At 54.8% G+C, this 25,859-nt stretch carries 28 protein-coding genes; 13 read left to right on the forward strand and 15 right to left on the reverse strand.

Annotation, left to right across the window (positions count from 1 at the left end; genetic code table 11):
• Window positions 1-37 precede the first annotated feature (37 nt).
• The 4 genes from ACLBVC_RS04990 (at window position 38) to ACLBVC_RS05005 (ending at window position 3,563) form a co-directional block, all read left to right on the forward strand.
• Window positions 38-1,393, forward strand: coding sequence for an MFS transporter (locus ACLBVC_RS04990; protein WP_410148534.1), 1,356 nt, complete (start codon window positions 38-40; stop codon window positions 1,391-1,393).
• Window positions 1,390-2,436, forward strand: a complete 1,047-nt coding sequence (gene idnD, locus ACLBVC_RS04995; protein WP_410148536.1) for an L-idonate 5-dehydrogenase — start codon at window positions 1,390-1,392, stop codon at window positions 2,434-2,436. The genes ACLBVC_RS04990 and idnD overlap by 4 nt, the downstream gene beginning before the upstream one ends.
• Before the next feature lie 222 nt (window positions 2,437-2,658).
• Complete coding sequence (locus tag ACLBVC_RS05000) at window positions 2,659-3,009, forward strand: hypothetical protein (RefSeq protein WP_410148538.1); 351 nt, start codon at window positions 2,659-2,661, stop codon at window positions 3,007-3,009.
• 14 nt (window positions 3,010-3,023) lie between these two features.
• On the forward strand, window positions 3,024-3,563 hold the full coding sequence (locus ACLBVC_RS05005; protein ID WP_410148539.1) for a glycine zipper family protein: 540 nt from the start codon (window positions 3,024-3,026) through the stop codon (window positions 3,561-3,563).
• An 81-nt stretch (window positions 3,564-3,644) separates the two neighbouring features.
• Here the strand turns inward: ACLBVC_RS05005 and ACLBVC_RS05010 are convergent, their stop codons facing one another.
• The 6 genes from ACLBVC_RS05010 to ACLBVC_RS05035 all read right to left on the reverse strand — a co-directional run bounded on the left by ACLBVC_RS05010 (window position 3,645) and on the right by ACLBVC_RS05035 (window position 9,281).
• Window positions 3,645-4,457: a Cof-type HAD-IIB family hydrolase gene (locus tag ACLBVC_RS05010; RefSeq protein ID WP_410148541.1), complete on the reverse strand. Its 813-nt coding sequence runs from the start codon at window positions 4,455-4,457 to the stop codon at window positions 3,645-3,647.
• 106 nt (window positions 4,458-4,563) lie between these two features.
• The gene (locus tag ACLBVC_RS05015; RefSeq protein ID WP_410148542.1) at window positions 4,564-5,745 is read right to left on the reverse strand and encodes an MFS transporter; all 1,182 of its coding nucleotides are present in this window, start codon (window positions 5,743-5,745) and stop codon (window positions 4,564-4,566) included.
• Between the two features lie 98 nt (window positions 5,746-5,843).
• Window positions 5,844-6,842, reverse strand: coding sequence for an ROK family protein (locus ACLBVC_RS05020; protein ID WP_410148544.1), 999 nt, complete (start codon window positions 6,840-6,842; stop codon window positions 5,844-5,846).
• A gap of 137 nt (window positions 6,843-6,979) precedes the next feature.
• Window positions 6,980-7,702, reverse strand: coding sequence for an amino acid ABC transporter ATP-binding protein (locus tag ACLBVC_RS05025; RefSeq protein WP_410148826.1), 723 nt, complete (start codon window positions 7,700-7,702; stop codon window positions 6,980-6,982).
• Entirely contained in the window at window positions 7,689-8,453 is a 765-nt protein-coding gene (locus ACLBVC_RS05030; RefSeq protein WP_410148546.1) for an amino acid ABC transporter permease, read from the reverse strand. The genes ACLBVC_RS05025 and ACLBVC_RS05030 overlap by 14 nt, the downstream gene beginning before the upstream one ends.
• Window positions 8,454-8,513: 60 nt before the next feature.
• Window positions 8,514-9,281 carry a basic amino acid ABC transporter substrate-binding protein gene (locus ACLBVC_RS05035; protein ID WP_165060300.1) on the reverse strand — a complete coding sequence of 256 codons (768 nt, stop codon included), beginning with the start codon at window positions 9,279-9,281 and terminating at the stop codon, window positions 8,514-8,516.
• Between the two features lie 207 nt (window positions 9,282-9,488).
• On the opposite strand from ACLBVC_RS05035, the gene ACLBVC_RS05040 reads away from it, so the two are divergent.
• On the forward strand, window positions 9,489-10,253 hold the full coding sequence (locus ACLBVC_RS05040; protein ID WP_410148548.1) for a hypothetical protein: 765 nt from the start codon (window positions 9,489-9,491) through the stop codon (window positions 10,251-10,253).
• 58 nt (window positions 10,254-10,311) lie between these two features.
• Here ACLBVC_RS05040 and kup read toward each other — a convergent pair whose 3' ends face one another.
• Window positions 10,312-12,186 (reverse strand): low affinity potassium transporter Kup, encoded by a 1,875-nt coding sequence (gene kup, locus ACLBVC_RS05045; protein ID WP_410148550.1) that lies wholly within the window; start codon window positions 12,184-12,186, stop codon window positions 10,312-10,314.
• Window positions 12,187-12,299: 113 nt separating this feature from the next.
• Window positions 12,300-13,157, reverse strand: a complete 858-nt coding sequence (locus ACLBVC_RS05050; RefSeq protein WP_410148551.1) for a LysR family transcriptional regulator — start codon at window positions 13,155-13,157, stop codon at window positions 12,300-12,302.
• Between the two features lie 115 nt (window positions 13,158-13,272).
• Between ACLBVC_RS05050 and ACLBVC_RS05055 the strand changes: the two genes are divergently transcribed.
• The 3 genes from ACLBVC_RS05055 (at window position 13,273) to pptA (ending at window position 15,462) form a co-directional block, all read left to right on the forward strand.
• Window positions 13,273-14,277 carry a nitrilase family protein gene (locus ACLBVC_RS05055; RefSeq protein WP_410148552.1) on the forward strand — a complete coding sequence of 335 codons (1,005 nt, stop codon included), beginning with the start codon at window positions 13,273-13,275 and terminating at the stop codon, window positions 14,275-14,277.
• A 324-nt stretch (window positions 14,278-14,601) separates the two neighbouring features.
• Window positions 14,602-15,174, forward strand: coding sequence for a manganese efflux pump MntP (gene mntP, locus ACLBVC_RS05060; protein ID WP_410148554.1), 573 nt, complete (start codon window positions 14,602-14,604; stop codon window positions 15,172-15,174).
• Between the two features lie 57 nt (window positions 15,175-15,231).
• The gene (pptA, locus tag ACLBVC_RS05065; RefSeq protein WP_104925012.1) at window positions 15,232-15,462 is read left to right on the forward strand and encodes a tautomerase PptA; all 231 of its coding nucleotides are present in this window, start codon (window positions 15,232-15,234) and stop codon (window positions 15,460-15,462) included.
• 87 nt (window positions 15,463-15,549) lie between these two features.
• On the opposite strand, the gene ACLBVC_RS05070 is transcribed toward pptA, so the two are convergent.
• The 6 genes from ACLBVC_RS05070 to ACLBVC_RS05095 all read right to left on the reverse strand — a co-directional run bounded on the left by ACLBVC_RS05070 (window position 15,550) and on the right by ACLBVC_RS05095 (window position 20,431).
• Entirely contained in the window at window positions 15,550-16,458 is a 909-nt protein-coding gene (locus ACLBVC_RS05070; protein ID WP_195824099.1) for an SDR family oxidoreductase, read from the reverse strand.
• A 105-nt stretch (window positions 16,459-16,563) separates the two neighbouring features.
• Window positions 16,564-16,899, reverse strand: a complete 336-nt coding sequence (locus ACLBVC_RS05075; protein ID WP_410148556.1) for a hypothetical protein — start codon at window positions 16,897-16,899, stop codon at window positions 16,564-16,566.
• 119 nt (window positions 16,900-17,018) lie between these two features.
• Window positions 17,019-17,876 (reverse strand): MBL fold metallo-hydrolase, encoded by an 858-nt coding sequence (locus ACLBVC_RS05080; RefSeq protein WP_410148558.1) that lies wholly within the window; start codon window positions 17,874-17,876, stop codon window positions 17,019-17,021.
• Window positions 17,877-17,929: 53 nt separating this feature from the next.
• The gene (locus ACLBVC_RS05085; protein ID WP_104925015.1) at window positions 17,930-18,130 is read right to left on the reverse strand and encodes a hypothetical protein; all 201 of its coding nucleotides are present in this window, start codon (window positions 18,128-18,130) and stop codon (window positions 17,930-17,932) included.
• Between the two features lie 129 nt (window positions 18,131-18,259).
• Window positions 18,260-19,267, reverse strand: a complete 1,008-nt coding sequence (trpS, locus tag ACLBVC_RS05090; RefSeq protein ID WP_410148560.1) for a tryptophan--tRNA ligase — start codon at window positions 19,265-19,267, stop codon at window positions 18,260-18,262.
• A 237-nt stretch (window positions 19,268-19,504) separates the two neighbouring features.
• A complete protein-coding gene (locus ACLBVC_RS05095) occupies window positions 19,505-20,431 on the reverse strand; it encodes a DMT family transporter (protein ID WP_410148562.1) in 927 nt (308 codons plus the stop codon).
• A 240-nt stretch (window positions 20,432-20,671) separates the two neighbouring features.
• Here ACLBVC_RS05095 and ACLBVC_RS05100 point away from each other — a divergent pair, with 240 nt between their 5' ends.
• Genes ACLBVC_RS05100 through ACLBVC_RS05110 form a run of 3 tightly spaced genes read left to right on the forward strand, consistent with a single transcriptional unit; the run spans window position 20,672 to window position 23,223 of the window.
• On the forward strand, window positions 20,672-21,511 hold the full coding sequence (locus ACLBVC_RS05100; RefSeq protein WP_195813530.1) for a transporter substrate-binding domain-containing protein: 840 nt from the start codon (window positions 20,672-20,674) through the stop codon (window positions 21,509-21,511).
• Window positions 21,512-21,514: 3 nt separating this feature from the next.
• A complete protein-coding gene (pxpB, locus tag ACLBVC_RS05105) occupies window positions 21,515-22,225 on the forward strand; it encodes a 5-oxoprolinase subunit PxpB (RefSeq protein ID WP_410148564.1) in 711 nt (236 codons plus the stop codon).
• 11 nt (window positions 22,226-22,236) lie between these two features.
• The gene (locus ACLBVC_RS05110) at window positions 22,237-23,223 is read left to right on the forward strand and encodes a 5-oxoprolinase subunit C family protein (protein WP_410148829.1); all 987 of its coding nucleotides are present in this window, start codon (window positions 22,237-22,239) and stop codon (window positions 23,221-23,223) included.
• 72 nt (window positions 23,224-23,295) lie between these two features.
• Here ACLBVC_RS05110 and ACLBVC_RS05115 read toward each other — a convergent pair whose 3' ends face one another.
• Window positions 23,296-24,498, reverse strand: coding sequence for a pyridoxal phosphate-dependent aminotransferase (locus ACLBVC_RS05115; protein WP_410148566.1), 1,203 nt, complete (start codon window positions 24,496-24,498; stop codon window positions 23,296-23,298).
• 131 nt (window positions 24,499-24,629) lie between these two features.
• Here ACLBVC_RS05115 and ACLBVC_RS05120 point away from each other — a divergent pair, with 131 nt between their 5' ends.
• Complete coding sequence (locus ACLBVC_RS05120) at window positions 24,630-24,836, forward strand: hypothetical protein (protein WP_410148568.1); 207 nt, start codon at window positions 24,630-24,632, stop codon at window positions 24,834-24,836.
• Between the two features lie 31 nt (window positions 24,837-24,867).
• A complete protein-coding gene (gene nac / locus ACLBVC_RS05125) occupies window positions 24,868-25,791 on the forward strand; it encodes a nitrogen assimilation transcriptional regulator NAC (protein ID WP_410148570.1) in 924 nt (307 codons plus the stop codon).
• The last annotated feature ends 68 nt before the right edge of the window (window positions 25,792-25,859 follow it).

The following is a 25,859-nucleotide window of genomic DNA, read 5'->3' on the forward strand; positions in this document are numbered from 1 at the left end:
CTAAAACTAAGAACAAAAATCTGACCAGGACACTCAAATGAAACCCACAAAGTCGCGATTCTTTATTCTCTCGCTGTTATTCATTGTGACGGCTATTAACTACATGGACAGGGCCAACTTGTCTGTCGCAGGAAGCAAAATACAGTCTGAATTTGACCTCAGCGCCACTCAGCTTGGGCTGCTTTTCTCGATGTTTACCTGGTTCTACGCCGCCAGTCAGATCCCGGTCGGTTACATTCTGGATCGTATTGGCTCACGTATTTTGTACGGTAGCGCCATTATTCTTTGGAGTATTTTCACGTTCCTGATGGGATTCTCTTCACACCACTTATTCACCACCGCCACGGCCTCTTTCCTGATGCTACTGGGATGTCGCGCGCTGATTGGGATCGCCGAAGCCCCTTCCTTTCCGTCAAATACCAAGATTATTGCCACCTGGTTTCCGGACCATGAACGGGCGCGTGCCACGGCGATTTATTCCAGCGCACAGTACATCGGGCTGGCGTTGTTAACACCGGCACTCTCTTACATCGTGGCAGTGTACGGCTGGGAAATGTCGTTTTACCTGTCCGGCGGCGCGGGCATTCTGTTTGGGATTTACTGGTTGTTCAAATACCGGGACCCGCAACACAGTACCGGCACCAACACGCAGGAATTGGATTACATACGGGAAGGCGGCGGTTATGGCTCCCAAAACCAGGCAAACGTCAGCGAAAAAGTCCGCTGGGAAGATATCAGGTATTTCCTCAGACAGCGCACCATCTGGGGGCTATTCATCGCTCAGTTTGCCTGCTCGTCAACGCTCTATTTTTTCCTGACGTGGTTCATTGTTTATCTGGAAAAAGGGCTACATCTGTCGATTACTAAAGCCGGTATTGGCGCTTCATTCCCTTATCTGATGGCCATGGCGGGCGTACTGTGCGGTGGCACGCTGAGCGATATGCTTCTCAAAAAAGGGAAATCCCGGACCTTTGCCCGCAAACTGCCGGTGATGTCGGGTCTGTTTCTGACCATGGTCATTTGCCTGGTCAACTTTTTCGAGGATCAGCCGACAATTGCCATTGCAATCCTTTCTATTGCCTTCTTTGCGAACGCTTTTTCCAATCTGGGTTGGGTAGTCTGGAGCGATGTGATCCCGCGTAACTTCATTGGCACAATGGGTGGCTGTCTGAACATCTGCGGCAATCTCTCCGGGATTATCAGCCCGATCGTGATCGGCGTAATCCTGCAACGCACCAACAACTTCCAGTATGCCATGTGGTACATCGCTGCCGTCGCTTTGGCTGGCTTGCTGGCTTATACATTCCTGGTCGGAAAGATCGAAGTGATCGTCCCGCCAAAATCTGAAAATCCTACCCCGCAACCTAAGGATTTAACCGAGGCTCTGAAATGAATACTACACACAAAATGATCTGTAAGGCCTGTTTCGCTTATCGCGAAAAAGACGTGCACGTCAGTCAGCACGAGCTGGAATACGGTGACAGCGACGTTCTGGTTAAAGTCGACTGCGGTGGCATTTGCGGTTCTGACATTCATTATTACCAGCACGGACGCGCCGGGATGTCTGTACTTAAACACCCTATGGTGATCGGACACGAATTTGTCGGTGTCATTGAAAAAGCCCCGACAGACTCGGGGCTGCGGGCCGGTCAGCGCGTGGCAGTGAATCCGTCTCAGCCCTGTAATCACTGCGTGCATTGTCTTGAAGGCAAACAAAACCTGTGTAAAACCATGCGTTTCATGGGCAGTGCGCAGTTTAACCCACACGTCCACGGTGGGTTTTCAGAATACGTAGTCGCATCCCCAAGCCAGTGCATTCCTTACCGAAAAGTCTCCCCGCAGATTATGGCATTTGCGGAACCGACAGCCGTGGCAATCCACGCCATTAACGTGGCGGGTACGCTGGTCGGGAAAAAAGTGCTGGTGATTGGCGCAGGCCCTATTGGCTGTCTTATTATGGCCGCAGCCCGCAGCGCCGGTGCTTCAGAAATCGTAGCCTCCGACGTCAGCCCACGTTGCCTCGAACTGGCGACAGAAATGGGGGCGAATGCCACTTTTAATCCTGCTGAAGCGGGAAGCGCAGAAACGTATCTGGCTGGCAGCGGTTACTTTGATGTCGTTTTCGAAGCTTCAGGCAGCCCGGCAGCAATCCAGTCTACTGTTGCGCTCACCCGCCCTTCCGGCACAGTGGTTCAGGTGGGAATGGGCGTCGCGAGTGTCGAATATCCGGTCATGCCAATGCTGGTGAAAGAGATCAAATGGGCGGGATCATTCAGGTTCATCAACGAGTTTTCCACGGCTGTCGCCTGGCTGGAAGATGGCCGGATTAATCCTTTGCCACTTTTGAGCGGTGAATATACACCGGAATCCATCGAAGAAGCGCTTATTGCCGCTGCAGATAAAACCCGAAGTTCAAAGGTGCAAATTAAATTCTGACAGGCCAAAAACCCACCGTGGTGCTCCTTTAAGCAGCACGGTGGTCGCTTCGTCAACAAACGTATCTCCCTGAATTCTTTATACACAATTACACCCAAACTCTTGTCACATTCCCCCTGTTCTCGCGCCAATCTTTTACACCAATGAAGCGTATCTTTAGCCTCAGGAGTGGTGTCATTTTTTGCCGCTCCGTGCATCCGGTCAATGTGCTTCGAGGTGGTTATGAAAAGGCTATTGTTGTTGATGCTTACCGCTGTCGCGCTGATGTCAGCCAGCTCTGCGTCGTTTGCCTATGGGTATTATGCTCACGGTTATTACAGTCATGGATATTACGGCCACGGCTGGTATGGCGGCCCGCGCGTTATTGTTGGGATTCCCTGGGGTCCGCCGCCGCCGGTGTATTACGGGCCACCGCCGGTTGTCTATGTTGCGCCTGCGCAACCGCAAGCTTACGTCGAGAAAACCCCAAATTATGCTTACTACTGCCAGAATCCGGCGGGATATTACCCGCAAGTTCAGCGCTGTGCGCGCGGCTGGATGAAGGTTGTAGTCAGTGACTCCGCTCCACGTTAACAGGCGATAATTTCATGAACAGGTTTACTCCGCTGGCGGTTATTGCCCTGGCCGCAGCGCTTTCCGGTTGCGTATCTCCCCCGACCCGCCCGGACGTGATGGTTTTACCGGGTACGGGAAAGGATTATCAGCAGTTTCAGAGGGATGAAATGTCCTGCCGGAATGCGGCCTACGCCAGCGTGAACGGCGGTGCGCAAACGGCCAATAATACTGCGTTGAATACCGCGGCAGCAGGCACGGCGGTCGGTGCTGCCGCCGGTGCGTTGCTAGGCGCAGCGTCACATCAGGCGGGTGCGGGCGCGCTGATTGGCGCAGGCAGCGGGCTGTTAATCGGCAGCGCGATGGGCAATAACAGCGCCGGTGCCAGCAGCGGCGATTTGCAGGATCAGTACGATACGGTTTATACCCAGTGCATGTACGCCAAAGGCAACAAAGTGCCGGTGGACGCCAGCTACAGCGACCGTCAGGACTCTGCGCCACAAAGCCCGGTGCCGCCGGATTACTATCCCGCTCAGCCGGGTGACAACGGCGTTCCGCCTGATTACGTTCAGTAAACGCTAAGCAATAATACAAACAATAAAAAAGGCTGCCGTAATTTGCGGCAGCCTTTTCGTTTTAACCGGGGTCAGCGCCAATCATGCAAACGGCGGACGCGCATTGAATACATCGTCAATCACCTCAAGCACGCCCTCTTTTTCATGCGAAGGCGCGCGATATTTCGCCGCAGCTTTTGCCGGTGCGGACGCATTCTCCATCGCAAAACCGTAGCCCGCGTAACTCAGCATTTCAAGATCATTACCGCTGTCACCGAAAGCCAGCACTTCATCATCACGGATACCGTAAATCTGCTGGATTTTGCGCAGCCCGCTGGCTTTATGATTCCCGGCGATAATCAGGTCAACGGATCCGTGTCCGCTGGTCACCGGCGCGACAATCCCGCCGAGCTGATCTGTGATTTCCCCCATCAGCGGGTAAACGTCGTCTTCCACGTAGCTCAGCGCGAACTTGAAAATCGTGTCACTGATTTCTGCATAACTTTGCACTTTGGTCAGGCGATGATAATAACGGCGCATCCGGCTGATAAACGCCTCTGGCGTGCCTTCCAGCACATAGGCACCCAGCCTGCCGCAGACAATGGTGTTAATCCCCGGCGTGCGGCTGATCCAGTCCAGCACCAGCGTAACCTGTTCGGGTTCAAGTTTGCCGCAGTAGATTTCCTGTTTTTTATCGACGACGTAACCGCCGCCTTCCGCCACGTAAGCGATCTCTTCATCGATGTCATCAAAGAAGGATTTCAGCTGGTAATACTGGTTGCCGCTGGCAACGACAAACTTGATACCACGCTCCAGCATTTGCGCATACTGTCCGCGAAAGCGGGCTTTGTTATATTCACCGTTCTGATCCAGGAAAGTGCCATCCATGTCGACGGCAATAAGTTTTACGGCCATTACAGCTCCTTACAGGGTCGGATTTAAAACAATCATCATAAACAAAAAAAGGCTGGCGGGGTTCTGCACACCAGCTGGCAAGATGCCACTCAGTTATAAACTTTTATTAATCAGCCTGATATTTTAATTTGTACGCCCCGAACGTCACGATCAGGAATGCAGCGGCGACGGCGGAAAATGCCACGTACAAACTCGACAGGTGCGCGACAAAGCCAATCAGCGCCGGTCCCCCCAAAATGCCGAGATACCCGAGCGTCGCGACAAACGCCACTGACATGTTCACCGGCATCACTTTTTCCTGACCGGCCAGCGTGATCAACACCGGCGCAATGTTCGCCGCACCAATCCCGACCAGCGCAAAGCCGCAAATCGGCAGGAACCAGCCCGGCAGCAGGATCACCATCAGATAACCGGCAATCCCGAGAATTCCGCCAATCACCAGAACGCGTTTACGGCCCAGCGCGCTGACAATCGCGTCGCCGGTCAGGCGCATCAAGGACATCGCGATGGCAAACACCGCAAATCCCCATCCCGCATGTTCAAGCGCCAGCCCGCGTTCGCCGGTCAGGAAAACGCCGCCCCAGTCGAGCACTGCGCCTTCTGCCATAAAGCAAATCATCGCCATAACCGCCATCAGGATCAGGCGGAAATTTGGCCGCGCTTTAGCTTTACCTTCGTGCGAGCTTTCCTCATGTGCCCCAAACGGCAGCAGACTGCGCCACGAAAATGTCGTCCCCAAAATCACCAGAACGATGGCGAAAAATGTGCTGCCCAACGGCGTGATTCCGGCGCTAAGCAGCAACGCACCGCCACCCGCACCGGCAATCCCGCCGACGCTCCACAGACAGTGAAAACCGGACATCAGCGGTTTATCCGCCGCCTGTTCAACCATCGTGCCCTGCACATTGACCGCTACGTCCGCCAGCCCGATGCCCATGCCGAATATGAACAGACTCAGCGCCATCAGCCGGATATCGCTGAATGACGCCAGCAGCGGCATCATCAGACAATACATCACCACAGCGGCGAGGATCACCGCGCGGCAACCGAAACGGCCGATGATCCGGCCGGAGCCGAGCATCGATAACAACGATCCTGCGCCGAGACATAACAGCAGCATACCGAGCGCACCGGCTTCAGAATGCGTTCGCAGCTGCGCGTAGGGCACCAGCGCGCCCCACAATCCCATCGCCATACCGGTGACAAAAAATATCATCCGCGTAGCGACACGGCGCCCCGGTGCGCCGACCCACTCAGCGGGTTTTTCTAATTCAGGTGACAGTGACAAATTGCGCTCCCGTGCCGTATCGGATGGTTATTAAAAGACTTCTAATAAGTGCGCAGTATATTAATCCGGGCAGCGCAAAGTCAACGTTTGAGGCGCGATTAGTTTCCGAAAGCGATATGCAGGTTGTAGTTATTCAGCGTGAGTTCAGTGATGCCTTGCAGATAGTCCTGTCGCATCGACGGGCGGTAAATCAGCGCGGGCATATGCTGCGCGGGAATGTATTCCTGACAGCGTTGGGTAAGTTCCGGGATCAGCGCATCACTGATTTTCGGGCCGGAGAGCGCAATTGTCGCCGGGTTGATAATGGCGCTGAGCGAGACAATGACCTTGGCCATTTCTTCCGCTACAGGCAGCTTATCCAGATCTTTAAACGGCAGGTTCGACACCTCCCCCGCAAACTGACTGGCGCCCTGCAACACTTGCCCGTTGATGACCATTCCGCAGCCGAGGCAAGGCACGTCAGGCTTGAAAATGTAAGCCACCGGCGCGGTTTCTCCCGCGCAACTGCTGCGGTAAAAACCATAGGCGGTGTAGTTCATGTCGTTATCGGCCTGCACGTAAATACCGAATCTTTCGCGCAACTGTTGTTCCACGTCCACGCCGGCAAACGCACTGATATCGCAGGTCGCTACGCGCCCTTTCACCACCACGCCAGGCAGGCCGATGCCGAGGGCTTTGATGTTCGGGTAATCCGCCAGCAACCCTGCAATCTGCTGATAAAAAGTCTCAAGGCTGAGCGGCAGAAAACGCACTTCGCCCTGCGCCAAACTCACGCCTGTGGCCGAATTTACCGACCAGAGAATCTGCGCCGCCGCATCACTGCCCTGCGCATAGAGACTCAGCACCGAGAAATAATCGGGATTATACGCGTATCGCTGCGCAGGTCGCCCGCCGCGGGATTCTTCCAGCTCGAGCGACAGAACTTCACGCGTCTGACGTAATTCATTGAGCACCGCGCCGCAGGTCGCAATACTCAGCCCCGTTTGCGCCGCCACTTCCGCTTTGGTCGCCGAGCCCAGAGATTTCAACGCCTGAGTGACCAGCACCACGTTATTGATCTTCATTTCGCGGGTTGTACGGTTTTGCGGGGTAATCATGGTGCCTCAGGATGCGGGGAATTTGAGGGTAATTTAGCACAAAATCAGGACGCGGACTTTTGGCCGATAAAACTCAGAGGGCGGGAAGTGTCTGGAAATGGAAAGTATCCGGAGGCCAGTAACCTCCGGACCAAGGATTACAACACCTTACTCAAGAACTCACGGGTACGCGGATTGGCCGGTGCGGTGAAAAGCTGCGCTGGCGGCCCTTCTTCCTGGATCACACCCTGATCAATAAATACCACGCGGTCGGCCACTTCGCGGGCAAAGCCCATTTCGTGGGTCACGATCATCATCGTCATGCCTTCGAGTGCCAGCTGTTTCATGACGGCCAGCACTTCGCCGACCAGCTCGGGGTCGAGCGCAGATGTCGGTTCGTCGAACAAAATAATCGAAGGTTCCATCGCCAGCGCGCGGGCGATCGCCACACGTTGCTGCTGACCGCCGGAGAGGCTGGAAGGCCAGGCGTCGATTTTGTCGATCAGCCCGACTTTTTGCAGCAGCTTTTCAGCGCGTGAAACCGCTTCGGCTTTCGACAACCCTTTCAGCGACATCGGCGCCATAATCAGGTTTTCCAGCACTGTCATGTGCGGGAACAGATTAAAACGCTGGAACACCATACCGACGCCGGAACGCAGCGTATTCAGATTGGTTTTCGGGTCATGAACCGCGAAACCGTTCACCACCACTTCGCCACCGTTCGGTTTCTCCAGCGCATTCAGGCAGCGCAGGAAAGTACTTTTCCCCGAACCGGACGGGCCGATGATGCACACCACTTCTTTCTCTGCGATATCACACGAGATGCCGCGCAAAACGTGGGTTTCACCGAACTGTTTCTGTAAATCCTTAACGTGAATCACTTTTGCCAAGCCTCTTTTCCATGTGTTGAACCAGTAACGAAAGCAGGAAAGTCAGAACCCAGTACACCAGCGAAATCGTCAGATAGGGTTCCCAGTAGGTGGCGTAAGCGCCGGAAACGGTACGCGCCGCGTAAGCCAGATCGGCCAGGCCAATGGCGGACGCCAGCGAGGAGTCTTTCACAATTGCAATCGCGTTATTACCCAGCGGTGGCAGAATGCGGCGGAACGCCTGCGGCAAAATCACTTTGCGCATCGTTTTGCCCCAGCCCATCCCTAATGCACGCGACGCTTCCATCTGGCCGTTGTCAATCGACTGGATCCCGGCACGGAAAATCTCGGAAACGTAAGCGCCCGCATTCAGCGTAATCGCGACGACGCAGGATAAAAACGCGCCGTAATCGGAACGTAACGCACGGGCGAAATCGGAAGACATCAGGCCGTTGGTGACTAAAATCCCGTCACGCGGGTTGATGAACAGCGGAACCAGCGCGAAGTGAACCACCATGATCTGCACAAACAGTGGAGTGCCGCGAAATGCGCTGACGTAAATGCGCACCGGCCATTGCACCGCGAAGCGCAGCACGTATTTCCACGGGCCGTCGTCGGCGCGGGCCATGCGTCCGAGGCCGAGCAGCAGGCCCCAGGTGGTGCCTAAAATGACGCAAATGATGGTGCATTTGATGGTCATCAGCGCGCCCTGCACAAACAGCGGCGCATATTCTGAGATTATCTCCCAGCGAAATCCGGTCATACCTGTCCTTGTTCAGGGGCGCTTTCACGCCCCTGCATATCAATATTTTTCTGGGAGGATTTATTGCGCTGGCAGCGTTGGAACGTTCTTATCAAACCAGGTTTCGTAGATTTTTGCGTAGGTGCCGTCAGCCACGATTTTCTTCAGACCGGCGTTGATTTTACCCAACAGTTCCGTGTTGTCTTTGGCGACCGCAATGCCGAAATACTGACGTTCGAACTTGCTGTCCGGTACCAGTTTCAGGGCTTTTTCAGGATGGGATTTGATGTAGTACTTCACCACGCCGACGTCGCCAACTGCCGCGCCTATGCCGTCTTCCGCCAGTTCCTGCAACATCAGCGGCGTGTTATCAAAACGTTTGATGTCCGTGCTGTTTTTGCCCAGTGCATCAGACACCACGATATCGCCGGTGCTGGAGTTCACCACGCCGACTTTCAGGCCTTTCAGCGCAGCAACGGAATCCACTTTAGAATCCGCAGGCACCACGATGGACTGTTCTGCCGGGAAATACGGCGCAGAGAAATCGACCATCGCTTTACGTTTGTCGGTAATAGTGATGCCGGAAATAATGATGTCGCGATCACCGGAATTCAGGGTAGCGAAAATCCCTTCCCACGGCGTGTTAACCAGTTTGATGTCGAAATCTTCCGCTTTGGCGATGGCTTTGATGATGTCGATATCAAACCCTTCCAGCTGTTTCTGGCTGTTTTCATATTCGAAAGGGCGATAAGTGCCGCCGGAACCGACCACATAAGTGGTCTGCGCGGCGTAGGCGGAAGTGATTAAGGAAGAAAGCAGGCACCCGGTGAGAACTAAAGACTTGAACATGGACACTCCTGTGTGTTTGTTATTTTATGCAGATAATTTGCATAAAAATACACAAATTGACGAAGCGCTTCAACCGAAAATTTGGTGAGGGGGACAGACTGATAAGAAGAATCCTCCGAGTTCCCCGCGGCGACATTCATCTCAATCCTGAGATCGGGTATATTGGTACGCAGATCACAAAAATCCCTTAAAGGAAGACGTCGCACTATGAGTTATCGTTTCACCCTGGCCGCCGTTGCGGCCGTTTTCGCACTCACAGGTTGCGCAAACACCAAAACCGCCGAAAAACCGGCGTTCGATCTCGGTTCCACACGTCTGACCGTCACACACGTTCCGACCAAAACCGACGATGGCACACAGATTTACGTCACCATAGATGGCAAAGATGCCGGTGCGCTGGGGCTTGGCGAAAGCGTAGAAGTGCAGCTTCCGGAAGGGAAACATCAGGTCGGCGGTTATGCCCGTTCACTGATCGGACGCGTCACCATTACGCCTGTTGATGTGACAACGTCACGCAACGACATCAGCCATGTGACCTATTCCGTAGCGAATCTCAAGCCGACATTCCTGGTTCGCGCGACAACGCCGATCCCGAAACCTAAGTCAGAATCGGTGCCGTTAGAACCGATCCCAGCCCTGCCAACACAAATTGAAGCTCCGGCAACGGACGTTCAGGCGCAAACTACAACGCCTGCGGCGGCATCAACGACTTCGCCAGCAGAAACTACAGCACCATCAGCAGCCACGACGACAACATCGTCAACGCCAGCCACCACAGCACCTGCGACCACGACTAAAACCGAAACCACTTCGACACCGGCTGCCACAACGCAAACTGAAACCACGACGACACCGGCAGCGCAGACCACGACGCAATCTGTGCCGGTTACCGTTTTGCAATCTCAAACGGATACCACGACGTCATCGCCTCAGGCCGCTAACATCACAGAACTTCAGGATCCGCAGAGCTAATCTGTTCTGCTTCCTGCACGCCCCGGTTCGGGAACCTCCAGAACCGGGGCGTTTGTTTTTAGAATTTCACCACCGCACCCAGTTCAATCACCCGGTTAGGCGGAATATGATAATGTTCCGGCGCACGCAGGGAGTTACGTTGTAACACCTGGAACAGTTTCCCCCGCGCTTTGAGATACCACGGACGCGGATCGCCCAGCACAAACGTATCTCGCGACATAAAGAACGACGTTTCATTCATCGTACACTTCAGACCTTCCAGCCCGCAGCGATACAGGATGTCGGTGACATTCGGTTTCTCCCGCCAGCCATAACTCGCGATAACCCGCCAGAACGACGGTGAAAGTTGTTCAATCGTCACACGCCGGACGTTGTGCACGTACGGCACGTCTTCCGTTGCGACGGTCAGTAACACCACACGTTCATGCAATATCTTGTTATGTTTCAGATTATGCAGCAGCACCAGCGGTACTTCATATTGCCCGCGCGACATCACCACAGCAGTGCCCGGTACGCGTTTCGGCGGCGATTTTTCCAGTGATACGATCAGCGCTTCGAGCGCTTCCGGATCCTGACGCAAACGCCTCAGAAGGCGGTTACGTTCGGTTTTCCAGGTGAGCATAATCAGAAGAATCGTCAGCCCGATGACCACCGGCAGCCAGCCGCCGGAGAAGAGTTTGACCAGATTCGCAGCAAACAGCGGCACATCAATCAGCAGCATGACCGCCATCATCAGCCCGCCCACCCAGCTTTTCCATCCCCAGTTTTTAATCATCACAATGCCAATCAGCAGTGAAGTGATGACCATCGTGCCCGTCACCACAATGCCGTACGCCGATGCCAGATTGCTGGAATGTTTGAAGCTCAGTATGGCAATCAGCACCGCGAAATAGAGCAGCCAGTTGACGACCGGAATATAGATCTGCCCCGACTCTTCGTCCGAGGTATAGATAATGCGCATCGGCGGCAGATAACCCATCCGCACGGCCTGCCGCGTCAGGGAGAACACGCCCGAAATGACCGCCTGCGAGGCAATCACCGTCGCCAGCGTCGCCAGTATCAGCAGCGGAATCAGCGCCCAACCGGGTGCCAGCAGGAAAAACGGATTCTGGATGGCATCAGGTTTGCGGAGCAACAGCGCGCCCTGCCCGAAATAGTTCATCACCAGCGATGGCCCGACCAGAATAAACCACGCGATACGGATCGGCTTTTTACCGAAATGCCCCATGTCGGCGTACAGCGCTTCCCCGCCGGTCACGGACAGCACCACCATGCCGAGCGCGAAAAACGAAACGGTTTTGTATTCCGCAAAAAAATGCACCGCCCAGTACGGGTTCAGCGCCTGCAAAACTTGCGGATTACGCAGGATCCCGCTGATGCCCAACACGCCAATCGTGATAAACCACAGCACCATCACTGGCGCAAAGATTTTCCCGACGCTGCCGGTTCCATTTTTCTGAATGAAAAACAGTAGCGTCAGAACGGCAATAGAAAACGGGATGATAAAACGGTCGAGGGAAGGCTCGATGATCTCCAGCCCTTCGATGGCGGAAAGCACCGAAATCGCCGGGGTAATGACGCCGTCGCCGTAGAAGAAACTGCCGCCCACCAGCCCGAGGAACATGATGAGAGGCACCCAGCGCGGGCTTAGGTTGCGCACAGCCAGCGACATCAGGGTAAGAATTCCCCCTTCGCCGTCGTTGTCGGCACGCATCACAAAGCTGATGTATTTAACTGAAACCACCAGCATCAGCAGCCAGAAGATCAGCGACAGAAAGCCGAACAGAGAACTTGGTGTCAGGGTAATGCCCGCCTGGCCGGTCAGGCATTCCCTCAGGGTATACAACGGGCTGGTACCGATGTCGCCATACACGACACCAATACAGGCCACAGTCACAGTTAGCAGCGATGATTTCTTTTTTATATGTGTCATAAGTGGCTTCGCGATGTCTCAGGACAACCTTTGTTGTCCCATTTTCTGAGTATAGCTGCTGCTACCTGTTCGCTGCCTCAACAGCCCTCACTTTCTTTACATAAAAGAAACATTTAACAAACAAAGCCTTTTGCGATCGCAATAAAATTATCGCGGACAGAATCGTCATAGCGGGGATCCCAGGCGATCCCCACCTGCCAGCGGGTAGCTCCACCCGGAAGTGGCACAATATTCAGCCCCGGCGCGATATGCACCACGCTTTGCGGCAACAGCGCCACACCGATACCGGCGATAATCAGCGCGACAATCGTCTGAATATCTTCGACCTGCTGGGTTGATGCGGGGAAGATGTGCTGATCGTGCAGGAACAGCGTCGTCTGGGTATTCAGGCCGCCGCCGCGCGCCGGATACAACCGCAGCAAGGGGAATTTTTGCAGCCATTCTTCGATGTTCAGGCCGTTATTCACCGGCGTGACCAGCACCAGATTATCGTCAAAAAGGCTGTGATAATTGAGCGGTTTCGCCGGTGGCACGCGGACAAACCCGACCTGCAACGCCCCGCTGTGCAGCATTTCGTATTGCTGCGCCGAGGGCAAGTCTTCCAGCGTGATGTCAACGCCGGGATACTGCGCCCGGAACTGCGCAATGCATTCCGGCGCAAAATAAAAACTGGACAGCCCGAAGCCTGCCGCCAGAAAACCCTCGCGCCCTTTTGCCACCTGTTCCGCATGATGCAGAAACAAATCGGCCTGCGCGACGACTTTTATCGCTTCCGGCAACAGTCGCCGACCGCCCGCCGTCAGCGCGGTGCCGTGGCGACCACGCGTAAACAGCGCCAGGTTCACCCGGGATTCCAGCAGATTGATCTGTTTGGTGAGCGCCGGTTGCGATATCGCCAGCGCTTCTGCTGCCAGGGCGTAATTTCCTTTTTCAGCCAGCACCACGAACGCCTTGAGCAGTCGCGTATTCATATTTTACATTCCATCTGGTTATCAAAAATGAAAAATAATTCATTATAAAGTTATCAACAGGATTGCTGTAATGCCAGTGAAAGTCACCCTTTGTGGCCCTTTGCGGAGAACGGCGATGAGCGAAGTAACGTCAGTAAAATCGATAAAAACGGCAGTGGTTCAGTTTCAGCATCAGGCCAGCAATAAGGCTTACAATCTGTTGATTATGGAGAAATACATTGAACAGGCTGCCGCGCAGGGCGTGAAAATCCTGGCCTTCCCGGAAATGTGCATCACCGGTTACTGGCATGTGCCAGGTCTGTCGGCGGAAGAAGTGAATGCGCTGGCTGAACCGGTTGAAACCAGCCCGTCGCTGGCACTGATCAGGGCGCTGGCGGCAAAAAATCAGATGCTGATTGGCGCAGGTCTCATCGAACGCGCGGCGGATGGCCTGATTTACAACACCTACGTGGCCTGCATGCCGGACGGTTCTTATCACGCACACCGTAAACTGCACGCATTTGAGCATCCTGCATTTAGCTGCGGGGACAGTTTTACCGTGTTTGCTACGCCGTGGGGCGTGAAGGTGGGGATCCTGATTTGCTGGGACAATAATCTGGTGGAAAACGTACGCGCGACCACCCTCCTTGGCGCGGATATCCTGCTGGCACCACATCAGACCGGCGGCACGCATTCGCGCAGCCCGCACGGCATGAAACCCATCCCGCTGGAATTGTGGGAACAGCGTGCGGAAAGAAAGGCAGAAATCACCGCTGCGTTTAAAGGGGAAAGTGGCCGCGGATGGATCCTGCGCTGGTTGCCATCGCGCGCGCACGATAACGGATTGTTCATTTTATTCAGCAACGGCGTGGGCGCAGATGGTGATGAAGTCCGCACCGGCAACGCGATGATCCTCGATCCTTATGGCCGGATCATCAGCGAAACCTGGGTTGCCTCCGACGCCATGGTCAGCGCCGAACTGGATTTAACGCTGATCCCCCTGAGTTCTGGCCGCCGCTGGATCTATGGCCGCCGCCCTGAATTGTATTCCATTCTGACCGAACATCAGGGCTACGAACGCGACGCCATCACCGCACGTTTTTCCGAAGAAGCGACGGGGCCGGCATCGCGTAAGGTTTAGGCCTTTATAGCGTAATGATTGTGGAAACCGGTTATTTTTGATTACCGGCTCGACCGCCCGCAGGCTGCGCATCACCCGCTGAGATTCGTTGAATAACACCCTCAGAACCTAACGGATTAGGATTACAGGCTTTTTTGTCTCTCTGCGGATGAATTTCAGGCCAAATGAAGCCTTTTCATACAAATATAGCCAAGGCTAACATTCTTAACCAGTACTATAACCGATTGAATATTATGGTTTTTTTATTTTGTCTTTTGTGGCAGACTGCGCGCTTCTGATGATAACCCGCCTTTTTGTCACCAAAGGCCTGACCGGTCCGTTTTTATGCAACTTTATACTATCCTCATTCTGGCTTTTGGTATGTCTATGGATGCCTTTGCGGCGGCTATCGGCAAAGGTGCTGCGTTGCACCGTCCCCCGCTGAAAGAGGCACTGCGTACCGGACTGATTTTTGGCGTGATTGAAGCCATTACGCCGGTGATCGGCTGGGCAATCGGGCTGGCGGCCAGCCAGTTTATTATGAGCTGGGATCACTGGGTGGCGTTCACCCTGCTGCTGATTCTGGGTATCCGTATGATTTCCGAAGCTTTCAAAAAAGATAAGGCCGAAGAGGTTGAAGCGCCGCGCCGTCATGGTTTCTGGCTGCTGGTGACCACCGCAATTGCCACCAGTCTGGATGCGATGGCCGTCGGCGTCGGGCTGGCATTTCTGCAAGTGAATATTCTGGTGATGGCGCTGACGATTGGCGCGGCCACCACGATTATGGCGACTACCGGTATGCTGCTTGGCCGTTTTCTCGGCGCTGCCATCGGGAAATGGGCCGAAGTTCTGGGCGGTATCGTGCTGATTGGCATCGGTACGTCGATTCTGGTCGAGCATTTAGGTTTGCTGAGCTGACGTGAATTACGGTAGCTTTACGGCAAATGGTTCAGCCAATCCGACAGGAGCATCGTAATGCCACATATTGATTTGAAATTTTACCCGCGTGGACTTTCAGAAGAAGCGACGCAGAAACTGGTCGATGACCTTTCCGCCGTGCTGATCAATCATCTGGGGACGACGGACAAAGCCATCTCCGTGATGCTGACGGAAGTTCAGCCGGATGCATGGAAAAGCGATGTGTATGATCCGGTCATTAAACCGGCATTAGAGCAGATGGCGAAAAAACCCGGTTATACCCTGTAATCTCCCTAACAGCGCCCCCTATTGAAGACCCCGTCACGGCTAACGTGACGGGGTCAATTTTTAAAAATTAATTACTTTTAGCGCTAATTAAAGTGTTCCTGTCCCACCATCAGAACACCAGACCTGCCCGGAAGAATAGCTGCTTTCCGGCGATGCAAACGCAACGTACAGCGCCGCGATTTCCGCAGGCTGGCCGGGGCGCCCCAGCGGCGCCTGCTCGCCAAATTTTTCCACTTTCTCCTGCGGCTGACCACCTGAGGTTTGCAGAACCGTCCAGTACGGGCCGGGCGCGACAGCATTCACTCGAATTCCGTCCGGCGCTAACTGCTTGGCGAGTGATTTTGTAAACGCCACTATTGAGGCCTTGGTTTGTGAATAGTCGAGCAGATTCTCACTGGGCAAAAATGCCTGAACCGAGGTCGTGTTGATCACCGAACTGCCGCGCGGAAGATAATCCAGCGCCGCTTTGGTTATCCAGAACATCGCGTAAACGTTGGTTTTAAACGTCGCATCGAACGCCTCGGTCGTGAGATCTTTAATCGAGTTGCAGAACTGCTGACGCCCGGCGTTATTCACCAGAAGATCCAGCCCGCCGAGCTGTTCCGCGGCTTCTTTTACCAGCTTCTGGCAAAACTGCTCATCACGTATATCGCCTGGGATCGCAATAATCTTGCGCCCTTCACTGCGCAGTAAATCAACGACTTCCCGGGCATCCGGTTCTTCTTCCGGCAGATAGTTAATCGCGACATCCGCACCTTCCCGCGCAAATGCAATCGCAACAGCGCGGCCAATGCCCGAATCACCGCCGGTCACCAGTGCCTTACGGCCTTCAAGTCTGGAACTCCCCTGATAAGAGGTTTCACCGTGATCCGGAACCGGGATCATTTTGCTCGCCAGACCCGGAAATGGCTGCTTCTGCCTTTCAAAAGGGGGCTTCGGATACGCATCCACATGTGGCTGATTGAGGGACGGAGGAAGGGTTTTGTGACTGCTCATGATGGCTCCTTAAACTTAAAACGTAGCTTTAAGGGTAGAACACCTCAGCCTGCCCGAGGTGTGTTACGGACAGTTCCGAGTTGAAGCCGCAAGCATTGAGGGAAATCAGGTAAACGTCATCGCCCAGGTAATCACCCCGGCGACAACGGTGGTGAAGGTCAGCGCGACGAGAAAAAGTATGTCGGCAGTTTTTTCCAGCTTGTGGTTGCGCCGCACATTACGCGTGCGCAGCGCCCAGTAAGACAGAATGGTGCTCGCCAGATACAAAATGGCGTTAACCGCCAGCAAATCGTCGCCCAGCGTCCCTTCTTTTCTTAACGTCGTGATGACCTGAAAAATGCCGATAACCGTAATGCAGACGCCAACCATCGCCGCTGACGCCGTAAAAATATGAACGCAGATATCCTCATCCAGTTTGACGGTGCGGTTTTGTTTGAGCATTACAGACCCCTTCAGGTAAGCGACGTCCGTTTCGCAAAGTTCGAAGATTCTCGGTATCCGACATTTCACTGAGTGTGGATCATGCTTTCGAGTGCTTCAATGTCACCGGTTAACATTTTTCAGCTTTTCGGATAAGCCACATGATAGCCGACGGTGTTATCCGGCGAGGTCAGCGGCAGGATATGCGCAAAACCCGGTTCGCCGAAATGCATACCGGCCACCAGCAGGTTTTCGCGGGCAGCCTGCGCCATAATGGTTTTACGGGTGTTTTCCGCCAGAACGGGATCGCAGTCAAACGCGATAGAAACGCCGGGCTGCGCGGACTGAATATGCGGGAAATGCACGATGTCGCCCCAAATCAGCAGGCTCTGCTCGCCTGAATCAATACGGTATCCGCTGTGCCCCGGCGTATGACCGGGCAGCCAGACGGAACGAATACCTTTCACAATCTCCGCGCCATCAAGAAACTTCAGCTTCGCCGCGTAAGCCGTCAGCATCCGGCGCGCCAGCAAGAAATTACGCTGCCGGTGCTCCGCGACCTGCATCATTTTGCTGTCATCGCGCCAGTATTCAGCTTCGAGCGGGTGAATATAAATTTCTGCATTGGGATAAACCGGTTGTCCCTGCGCGTCCAGCAGCCCGCCGATGTGGTCCGGGTGCGCGTGCGTCAGCAGAACCGTGTCGATATCTTCGGGAGCCACGCCCGCAGACCGCAGATTTTCACCGAACTTTCCGCCGGAATTATTCAGCCCGCCGGTGCCGGAATCGACCAGAATGGTGCGCCCCTGCCCGCGGATCAGATAACAATTGATATGAATATTGCCGGGCTCTGCCAGCCCGGCATCACGTTGTATTTGCGCGGCATCTGCCGTCTCAATGCCGGACAACAGATCCAGGCTGGCCGCCATGTTCCCATCGCTCAGGGCCGTTACAGTAAAATCCCCAATCTGGCGGGATGCAAAAAACGGATTGTTCATAATCACCTCAGGTTAACTACGTGCATGAGGCTGCAACATCGTGGTTTAGCGACTCATAAGCCTTTGATGTGTTTGATCGCCAGCTGGAGCGCCGAGTTGGGCTCACCGTGGAAATCTAACGCCTCTTCCTGCGCACGTTCGAGACAAAAAACAATACGCCTGCGGCTGACTTCCTCACAGTTCTGAGCAAGCATCAAACAACATTCACCCACCATCCTGCAGGCCTCTTCAAAAATCTGACCGGACTCTCGCATAGCAAACTCCATCACGCCTGAAAATAAAACACTGTTTTTAGGTTAACGGCATAATTTGATAAAAGTTTGTTTTTTTTACCTAACCTTTACTCAAATTTTCTGAGTTCGCATGCTGCGGGCAAGGCTAAGTCAGAACATCACCGGCAACCCGAGCCCGCGTTTCACCTGCACAAGCGTTTGCTGCGTGATGTTTTGCGCCTGTTCGCTGCCGTGTCGCAGCAACGCCAGCAACTGCCCTTTGTCCTGAATAAACGCATTCCTGCGGCTGCGGATCGGCGCGAGCAGGGATTGCAGGCAGCCTTCCAGCTCGTCCTTACAAGCCCGGTCGCCTAATCCTCCGCGCTGGTAAAGCGCTTTCATCGCGCTGACTTTTTCTGCATCCGGGTGGAATGCATCCAGATAGCTGAACACCACGTTGCCATCGACCTGACCGGGATCGTTAACCCGCAGGTGATTCGGATCGGTGTACATCGCGCAGACCGCCTGATGAATGTCTTCTTCGCTGGCAGAAAGCGTCAGCGTATTGCCGAGGGATTTCGACATTTTGGCCTTGCCGTCAATGCCCGGCAGACGTCCCGTTTTACTCAGCAGCGCCTGACAATGGCGCAGCACAGGCTGTTCCGTCAGGCTGTTCATCTTGTGGACGATTTCATTGGTCTGCTCAATCATCGGCAACTGGTCATCGCCGACGGGAATTAAATCCGCCTGAAACGCCGTGATATCCGCCGCCTGGCTGATCGGATACGCCATAAAACCGACCGGCAGCGAACGGGCAAATCCTTTCTGGGCAATTTCACTTTTCACGGTCGGGTTACGCTCAACGCGCGCCACGGTCACAATATTCATATACAGCAGGGTGAGTTCAGCCAGCGCGGGCAATGCGGATTGCAGGCAGACCACCGTTTTGGTCGGGTCGATGCCCACCGCCAGATAATCCGCCATCACTTCGAGAATATTACCGGCGACTTTTTGCGGGGAATTGCCGTTATCAGTGAGCCCCTGAAGATCGGCGATCAGAATGTTTTGCTGATGCTCGTGTTGCAGCGCCACACGCTGGCGAAGTGAGCCAACAAAGTGGCCCAGATGCAGCTGACCGGTAGGACGGTCGCCGGTAAGAATGGTTTTTACGTTATTCATGAGAGTTCCTTTTTGGGTTTTACGCCGGAAGGGAGTCTGATAAACAACAAAGCCGCCTTCCGGCGGCTTTGTGAACAGATACAGAAATTCGGCCGCCTTTAAATAGGCAGCCACCAGGCGCAACGTGGTGTTGTCATGGTGTGTATCTGAGTTTTCATGGCGGTAATTTATCATTACTTAGCACGAAAAGTAAATCCCGAATTTCTTCGCGAGCCGCTCATAACGGGCGTTGCACGGCTATTCGGCTTTTACCGGCTTGATGAGCAGCGCTTTTCCCCGACGTCTTTCGCTCAGCACGGCCAGTATTCCGGCGGCGGCAATCACCGATGCGCCAACCAAAGTGGAGGCCGTTGGCAGGCTGTCGAGGAACAGAAAACCAATCATCATCGACCAGACCATCGTGGTGTAATCGAACGGCGCCAGCAGCGAGGCGTCGGCGTAACGCAGGCTCAGCGTAATCAAAATCTGCGCCATGCCGCCGAAAAATCCGCAGCCGATCAGCAGCAAAAGCTGTCTGGTATCGGGGATTTTCCAACCGAAGAAAATCGTCGCCAGCCCGATCAGCATGGTCATCAGCGAGAAGTAGAAAACAATCGCCCCCGGCCTTTCGATTCCGTTCAGAAAACGGATCTGCACCGACGACACCGCCGTACACATTGCCGCCAGCAGCGCCAGAATCACGCCGAGCCCGGCTGAAACCTGCGTAAAACCGCCCGAAAGCAGCGATCCGCTGTCACGCAGATGCGCCCACAGCATCACCAGAATGCCGGTGAAACCGACCACCACCGCCATCCAGCGGGCAGCATGCACGTTTTCACGCAACAAAATAGCGGCCATGATCACCGTAAACAGCGGCGCGGCGTAGCTGATTGCCGTGGCGTCCGCCAGCGAGATATACACCAGCGCCAGATAATTAAAATACATGCCGCCGGTGCCGGAAAATCCGCGAATTAAATGGCCGAATATATTCTTCGTTTTAATTTGCGCAATCACCGGCCCCTGCAATTTTAGCCAGATCAGCAGAGGGAATAAGGCGACGAACGAGCGGAAAAATATCACTTCTCCGGTAGGAATATTTCCGCCCAATCCTTTTACACAGGCCAGCATGAGCGTGGCGCACAGGGCGGATAATATTTTCAGCGAAACACCCATTCTGGCGTTCATGTTTAACCCTTTTGCTCTTTGAGATTAGCGGTCTGAAACTGACCACTATTCTGGCAGAGCCGCCTTTTATGCGGTCATACAAAAAGCGTATCGCCATACAGGGTTTACTTCTTATACAACGCCAGACTGAGCTTATATAGTCGGGTTGACCTCATAAGAAACCGCAGCCAGTTTTGCTCACAGTGAGCCAGGGGAAGTTGTCGTCACACACCGCTAATTAAAAGACCCGGAGAATGAATGATGAAGCTGAAGTTACTGTCTTGCTCTTTGCTCGCCTTGCCGCTGATGGCGGCCTTTTCCTCTGCGAAAGCCGATGTTCTCTCTGATATTCAGGCGCGCGGCGCACTCAACTGTGCGGTGTATTCCGATGTGCCGCCGTTCTCTTCGCCGGATCCGAAAACGCGCCAGCTGGCCGGAATGGACGTCGATTTATGCACGGCGTTAGCCAAACAGATGGGCGTGAAACTCAATCTGATGCCGACCTCTATTGAAGCGCGCATCGCAGTGATCGCCACCGGTCGCGCCGACGTGCTGATTGCCAATCTGGCGTACACCAAAACGCGCGGCCAGCAGATTCAGTTCAGCGACCCGTATTACGTGGCGAAAGAAGTGCTGGTGGTGAAAAAGCCGAACGTCGATAAAACCCGTGCGGATTTTAAAGGCAAACGCATCAGCGCCACCAAAGGCACGACGTCTGAACAATCCATCTATCTGGCAGGCGCCAAAGCCGTGACCTTCCAGGATGCCGCGTCGGCGTTTCTGGCACTCGAACAGAATAAAGCCGTGGGCTTTGTGACCAACACCATGACCGCAATCAAGATGATTTCTCAGGCCGGAAAAGACGGCATCGAACTGGGGATGATCAAAGAGCCAATGGCGCTGGAACCGATTGGCGTCGGCATGAAAAAAGACGAACCGGCGTTACTGGCAAAAGTGAACGGCAGTCTGAAAGCGATGGATGACGACGGCACCATCGACAAAATCTGGGCGACCTGGATCGGGCCAAATACCGAATACAAAATGGTGCGCGAGGACAAAGTTCAGCCACTCTCCAGCCTTAAATTTGAACCTCTGGAATAGCCGATGACCATTGTGTCGCACGAGGCGCCTTCCCGCGCCTCTTTTATTCTTGCCAGTCAGGGCGACAACGTCAAAATCTCCACCATCGGCAGCCGCGCTTGGCTGATTGAAGCGCCGGGGGAATTCGATCTGCCCGCGCAGCGCCGCATCTGGTCGCTGGCGGCCACACTGCGCGCACGCGATGATGTCGAATCGCTGATCCCCGGCGTGACCAATTTACTGGTGCTGTTTCGCCAGACGCCGGAAGATTATGACGCGACTTTCGCCCTGCTGACCGCCGCGTGGGAACAGGCGCTGGCCGTTCATCCGCAAGGCAAAATGATTGAAATTCCGGTGATTTACGGCGGTGAACACGCCACCGATCTGGATGCGGTTTGCCAGCATACCGGGCTTTCGCCGCGCGAAGTTATCCGCCGCCATTCTCAGGGCAGCTACACGGTGTTTTCGCTGGGCAGCGCGCCGGGATTTGGCTATCTCCACGGGCTGGATCCTTCTCTCGCCACGCCGCGTAAAAAAGTCCCTTCGCTGAATATGCTCAAAGGCACCGTGACCATCGGCGGCGCGCAGACCGGCGTTTCCGCGCTCACCGGGCCAAACGGCTGGAACGCCATCGGATTCGCCGAACTGACGCTGTTTGACCCACGTGCTGAAAATCCCGCGCTGATGGCGCCGGGTGACAGCGTGCGGTTTCTGCCAGAAAGGATAGAACTGTGACCCCAAAAGCTGTGATTGAAATAGTGAAAACCGGCCCGCTGAATACCGTTCAGGACGCGGGCCGCAGCGGATTTCGGGATATCGGCGTGTCCGTCAGCGGCGTGATGGATCCGCTGGCGTTTCGCGCGGGCAACATCCTGCTAGGCAACGACGAAAACGCCGCCTGCATTGAAGTGCAGATGTTCCCGTTTAAAGTGCGCTTTCTTGCCGATACCAGCATTGCCGTTACCGGCGCGGATTGCCGCACGAAGCTCGATGGCGCAGATCTTCCGCCCTGGTGGGCCTGTTCCGTCCGCGCCGGGCAGGAGCTGGAAATGCAGTTCCCGCGCTCCGGCGCGCGCAGCTATTTGTGCATCGCCGGAGGCATTGACGTACCGGTAGTGATGGGTTCGCGCAGCACCGCCCTGCGCGGCGGTTTCGGCGGAACAGACGGGCGACCACTGGCGAAAAACGATCGTCTTGCGGCAGGCATTTCTTTCATCTCACCTTTGCCTGCACATGGCATGGGTATCGAGCCGCCACAGATTGCGCTGGCCCACGTGTTCCCGACCAGCACTGAGGGACTGGTGCAACTGCGCGCCATTCCTGCCGGTGAATATGCGCTGTTCGAAGCCGATCTTCCGCGCTTCTGGTCGCAGCCGTGGAAAGTTTCCCTGCACAGCAACCGCACCGGTTACCGCCTTTCCGGCGAGCCGGTCACGCCGTCGAAAGTCATTGAAATGCGTTCCTACGGGTTAATCCCCGGCATCGTGCAGGTTCCGCCCGCGGGCGAGCCGATCATTCAACTGGCCGACGCCAATACTGCCGGAGGCTATCCGAAAATTGCCGGTATTATTGAGGAGGATTTGTGGCGTCTGGCGCAGGTTCAGCCCGGTCAGAGCATCCGGCTTGTCAAAAGTGATGCACGCGAAGCCATTGCCGTGGCACGTCAGATCAACCAGTGGTTCACCCGCCTGCGCGATAACGTGATGCCGGTGAAGACGGTGATGGGGTTTTAAATTTCCCTTCTGATGAAACAGAAAACGGGCCCGAAAAAGGCCCGTTTTTTCATGTCCCGAACTCAGATTTTGTTACTTCAGACCTGCACAAAACTCGGCGATCCGGTCGCAGCCGTCCTGCAGGATTTCCATGCTGGTGGCGTAGGAAATGCGGAAGTACGGGCTCATGCCGTACGCCGCGCCCTGCACGGTGACAACGTGTTTTTCTTCGATCAGCGCCATCACAAAATCGGCATCGTTCTCGATGTGACGGCCGCCTGCGGTGGTTTTGCCAATACAGCCTTCGATATTCACGAACAGATAAAACGCGCCCTGCGGTTTATGGCAACGCAGTTCATGTACGGACGTTAAACGCTCCAGCACGTAATCGCGGCGCTGACGGTAGATTTCGGCGCGCTCTTTCAGTAAATCCTGCGGGCCATTCAGTACAGCAACCGCAGCCGCCTGGGTGAGCGTGGTGACGCCCCCGCTGTTTTGCGTGTTCACGTTGCTCATGGCTTTAATCAGATCTTTCGGGCCACCGCAAAAACCTAAACGCCAGCCGGTCATGGAATAGGCTTTCGACACGCCGTTGACCGTCAGCACGCGATCGAGCAAACGTGGCTCCACTTCGGCCAGCGTGTAAAACGTCACGTCGTCATAAATCAGGTGTTCGTAGATATCATCTGTCAGGATCCACACGCCCGGATGGCGCAGCATCACTTCACCAATCGCCTGTAATTCCTGACGCGTCGCCACGGAGCCGGTCGGGTTGCTCGGGTAATTCAGCAGCAGCCATTTGGTTTTTGGCGTGATCGCCGCGTCAATATCCTGCGGATACGGCTTGAAGTTGTTCTCTTCCGGGCAGGCCACCGGCACCGGAATACCGCCCGCAAATTTGACGATATCCGCATAACTGATCCACGACGGCGTCGGGATCACCACTTCATCGCCCGGATTAATGGTCGCCAGCATCGCGTTAAAGATAATTTGCTTCGCGCCGCCTGCGGTGAGGATCTGGCTCACATCGTAATCCAGGTGGTTATCGCGCTGGAATTTACGCGCGATAGCTGCCCGCAAAGCCGGGGTTCCGTCGGTCGGCGGATAACGGGTATCACCGCCGAGCGCCGCGGCATAGGCCGCTTCCGTGGCGTGTCGTGGCGTCGGGAAATCCGGTTCGCCGGTAGAAAGCGCGATGACGTTCACGCCTGCGGCGGCGAGATCACGGGCCTTTTGTGTCATGGCGACAGAGGCAGAAACAGAAACATTTTTTAAGCGATCGGCGATATCAGGCATGGTCCTGGGGTTCCATTATTTTTATCGAACGTAAAAAGACGGACAGCGATGAGGCACTACAGGGGGAAGAGTAATGAGGAACAGACCGCGCCGACCAATAGCGCTTTGTTGTGGTGACATAACACAAAGCAATGGCTGAACGCGCAAATCAGGCAATTTGCACCGGTGCGGTGCAGGCAGCGATGGGCATTATTCGGGGGGTGGTGAAAACGCCGAAAATATCCGGCTACACAGTGAACAAACTGGCGCTGAAATCAGAGGAAAAACCGGCGTTCTGGCCTAAATCAGCGCGTCAGTGCGTGTTGGCACTCATCTTGCTTCATACACATTACTTATAACACCACTCGTTTACGTGATGAGGATGCCATCGTGAATCTCCGCCGCCTTAAATATTTTATCAAGATTGTCGATGTGGGCAGCCTCACTCAGGCCGCAGATATCCTGCATATTGCGCAGCCTGCGCTCAGCCAGCAACTCGCCACGCTGGAAGGTGAAGTGAATCAGCAACTGCTGATCCGCACCAAACGCGGCGTGACGCCAACCGAAGCGGGCAAGATCTTGTATATCCACGCGCAGGCCATTTTGCGCCAGTGCGATCAGGCGCAGAGCGCGATTGATGGCTCGGCGCTGGCGCTTTCGGGCAGCGTTTCCGTCGGGCTTGCGCCGGGAACAGCCGCCCAACAGCTGGCGTTGCCGCTGATGGAAGAAGTCCACCGGCAATATCCGGGCATCGTATTGTATTTCAATGAAAACTTCGGCACCACGCTGAGCGAACTCATCATGAATGGCCGGATGGATATGGCGGTGATTTACGGCAACCGCGAAATCCACGGGCTACGCTTTATGCCGCTGATGAAAGAAGATCTGTATTTCGTTTGCCCGCACGCACTGAGCAAACCGCTGAAATCCGTTAGTCTCGCGCAGGTGGCGAAGTACGATCTGTTCCTGCCGCGCATTTATAACATCATGCGTAAAGTCATCGACGACGCGTTTATCCACGAAGAAGTGATGTACCGCGTGAAGTGCGAAATCGAATCACAAACCACCCTCAATGCCGCGCTGGCCGCAGGTTTAGGCTGCACGATCATGCCAGAATCTGCCGCCCGCGCGATGCTCAAAGCCTCGGGTTCGTGGATGGCGAAAATCGATAAACCGAACATTCAGGCGGCGCTGTCATTTTGTATGTCCGACCATCTGCCACTTTCCCAACCCGCCGAAGCGGTCAAAGCGATTTTGCTGTCGCTGATGGCCAGCCGCACGGTGGATAACCGGCCACTGACGCTGGTGGGGTAATAAGCGCACCTTATTACCGCAAAGCGAAATCCTCTTTCCTGACGTCCGCAGTGACACGATAGAGTGCG

This window comes from Rahnella selenatireducens (assembly GCF_046449555.1).
Lineage (GTDB): Bacteria > Pseudomonadota > Gammaproteobacteria > Enterobacterales > Enterobacteriaceae > Rahnella > Rahnella selenatireducens.

What these genes read in the sequence shown, in the direction of transcription:
- ACLBVC_RS04990 (WP_410148534.1), top strand. Translation starts at nt 38, where the DNA reads ATGAAACCCACAAAGTCGCGATTCTTTATTCTCTCGCTGTTATTCATT.
- idnD (WP_410148536.1), top strand. Translation starts at nt 1,390, where the DNA reads ATGAATACTACACACAAAATGATCTGTAAGGCCTGTTTCGCTTATCGC.
- ACLBVC_RS05000 (WP_410148538.1), top strand. Translation starts at nt 2,659, where the DNA reads ATGAAAAGGCTATTGTTGTTGATGCTTACCGCTGTCGCGCTGATGTCA.
- ACLBVC_RS05005 (WP_410148539.1), top strand. Translation starts at nt 3,024, where the DNA reads ATGAACAGGTTTACTCCGCTGGCGGTTATTGCCCTGGCCGCAGCGCTT.
- ACLBVC_RS05010 (WP_410148541.1), bottom strand. Translation starts at nt 4,457, where the DNA reads ATGGCCGTAAAACTTATTGCCGTCGACATGGATGGCACTTTCCTGGAT.
- ACLBVC_RS05020 (WP_410148544.1), bottom strand. Translation starts at nt 6,842, where the DNA reads ATGATTACCCCGCAAAACCGTACAACCCGCGAAATGAAGATCAATAAC.
- ACLBVC_RS05030 (WP_410148546.1), bottom strand. Translation starts at nt 8,453, where the DNA reads ATGACCGGATTTCGCTGGGAGATAATCTCAGAATATGCGCCGCTGTTT.
- ACLBVC_RS05035 (WP_165060300.1), bottom strand. Translation starts at nt 9,281, where the DNA reads ATGTTCAAGTCTTTAGTTCTCACCGGGTGCCTGCTTTCTTCCTTAATC.
- ACLBVC_RS05040 (WP_410148548.1), top strand. Translation starts at nt 9,489, where the DNA reads ATGAGTTATCGTTTCACCCTGGCCGCCGTTGCGGCCGTTTTCGCACTC.
- kup (WP_410148550.1), bottom strand. Translation starts at nt 12,186, where the DNA reads ATGACACATATAAAAAAGAAATCATCGCTGCTAACTGTGACTGTGGCC.
- ACLBVC_RS05050 (WP_410148551.1), bottom strand. Translation starts at nt 13,157, where the DNA reads ATGAATACGCGACTGCTCAAGGCGTTCGTGGTGCTGGCTGAAAAAGGA.
- ACLBVC_RS05055 (WP_410148552.1), top strand. Translation starts at nt 13,273, where the DNA reads ATGAGCGAAGTAACGTCAGTAAAATCGATAAAAACGGCAGTGGTTCAG.
- mntP (WP_410148554.1), top strand. Translation starts at nt 14,602, where the DNA reads ATGCAACTTTATACTATCCTCATTCTGGCTTTTGGTATGTCTATGGAT.
- pptA (WP_104925012.1), top strand. Translation starts at nt 15,232, where the DNA reads ATGCCACATATTGATTTGAAATTTTACCCGCGTGGACTTTCAGAAGAA.
- ACLBVC_RS05070 (WP_195824099.1), bottom strand. Translation starts at nt 16,458, where the DNA reads ATGAGCAGTCACAAAACCCTTCCTCCGTCCCTCAATCAGCCACATGTG.
- ACLBVC_RS05075 (WP_410148556.1), bottom strand. Translation starts at nt 16,899, where the DNA reads ATGCTCAAACAAAACCGCACCGTCAAACTGGATGAGGATATCTGCGTT.
- ACLBVC_RS05080 (WP_410148558.1), bottom strand. Translation starts at nt 17,876, where the DNA reads ATGAACAATCCGTTTTTTGCATCCCGCCAGATTGGGGATTTTACTGTA.
- ACLBVC_RS05085 (WP_104925015.1), bottom strand. Translation starts at nt 18,130, where the DNA reads ATGCGAGAGTCCGGTCAGATTTTTGAAGAGGCCTGCAGGATGGTGGGT.
- trpS (WP_410148560.1), bottom strand. Translation starts at nt 19,267, where the DNA reads ATGAATAACGTAAAAACCATTCTTACCGGCGACCGTCCTACCGGTCAG.
- ACLBVC_RS05095 (WP_410148562.1), bottom strand. Translation starts at nt 20,431, where the DNA reads ATGAACGCCAGAATGGGTGTTTCGCTGAAAATATTATCCGCCCTGTGC.
- ACLBVC_RS05100 (WP_195813530.1), top strand. Translation starts at nt 20,672, where the DNA reads ATGAAGCTGAAGTTACTGTCTTGCTCTTTGCTCGCCTTGCCGCTGATG.
- pxpB (WP_410148564.1), top strand. Translation starts at nt 21,515, where the DNA reads ATGACCATTGTGTCGCACGAGGCGCCTTCCCGCGCCTCTTTTATTCTT.
- ACLBVC_RS05115 (WP_410148566.1), bottom strand. Translation starts at nt 24,498, where the DNA reads ATGCCTGATATCGCCGATCGCTTAAAAAATGTTTCTGTTTCTGCCTCT.
- ACLBVC_RS05120 (WP_410148568.1), top strand. Translation starts at nt 24,630, where the DNA reads ATGGCTGAACGCGCAAATCAGGCAATTTGCACCGGTGCGGTGCAGGCA.